This window comes from Streptomyces sp. RP5T, from assembly GCF_003933965.1.
GTDB lineage: Bacteria > Actinomycetota > Actinomycetes > Streptomycetales > Streptomycetaceae > Streptomyces.
The window spans coordinates 1-1,176 of the sequence record NZ_RSAJ01001125.1 but is presented as its reverse complement, the minus strand read 5'-3'; the positions used below and the strand labels follow the sequence as shown (position 1 = coordinate 1,176).

Genomic DNA, 1,176 nt, shown 5'->3' with positions numbered 1-1,176 from the left:
CTTCCTGTCCGGGCGCCCGTTGCCCGAGGGCGTGCCGGAGGAGGTGCTCGCGGCGTGGCGGCGGGCCCGGTTCTTCGGCGTACCGCACGACTTGCGGCTGCCCGCCGCCGACACGCCCCGGCCGCACCGTTCGCCGCTGCTCGGCGCCGCCCGTCCCGTACTCGAACGGATCGCCCCCGCACTGGGCACCGGCCCCTCGGTCCTGCTCCTCACGGACGCACGGCTGCGCGTGCTGTGGACATCCGGAGAAGCGCCCGGGCTCGCCCCGTGCCCGGAGTTGTCGGAGCAGTTGGTCGGCCACAACAGCGCCGCCCTCGCCCTGCGCCGCCGGCGCCGCGCCGAGGTGCACGGACCCGAGCACTTCCTGGACGTGTGGCAGGACGTGTCCGCGGTCAGTGTGCCGGTCCTCGCGCCGAAGGGCGGCCAGGCGCTCGGCACCCTCACCGTCGCCTCCCACCTGTGCGCGGGACGCCCGCCGCACCCCCAGGCCGCCCTCGCCGAGGCCGCCGCCGGCGCGGTCGAGGCCGAGCTGCTGGCCCGGGCGGGACGGCCCGAACAGGTGCTGCTGGACGCCTACTTGCGAGCGACGCGCTCGGAGCACCGCGCGGTGGCCGCCCTGGACGGCCGCAACCGACTGATCAGCGCGGCGGCGGAACGGCTGGCAACTCCCGAGGTACTGCGGGCTCTTGAGCGCACGGCGACCGCGGCACGCCACGCGGATGCGCCGGCCGGCGTCGAACTGCCCGCGGGAGCGGGGTGCGACGCCCGGATCGACCTGGTGCGCCACGAGGGCGCGGTCGTCGGGATCGTGGCCTTCCTGGAGCCGACGGCCGAGGACGCACCGAGGCCCCGGTCGCGTCCGCTGCCCTGTCTGGCCGGCTCCTCGCTGCCGTGGCGCCATGCCGTCGAGCGCGCCACCGAGCTGGTCCGCACCCCCGAGCCGGTCCTGCTGACCGGGGAACGGGGGACGGGGAAGACCGCGCTGGCACGGGAGTTGCTGGGACGGGGCGAGCCCATGCTGGTGGACGCGGCCGAAGGTGGTTCGCTGGAACAGGAGTTGGCGCGGTGGGGCGCGGGCAGACCGCTCGTCCTCCGGCACGCCGAGCGCCTCACGCAGCCCGCCGTCGCCACGCTCAACTCCCTGCTCGACGCCCGCCCGGACACTCGGCTGCTGGT

General features: G+C 76.4%; 1 protein-coding gene. It reads left to right on the top strand.

Going from position 1 to position 1,176, the window contains the following annotated elements:
* Positions 1-1,176, top strand: a 1,176-nt coding sequence (locus EHS43_RS44900; protein ID WP_125196093.1) for a sigma 54-interacting transcriptional regulator, incomplete at both ends; no start/stop codon positions are given.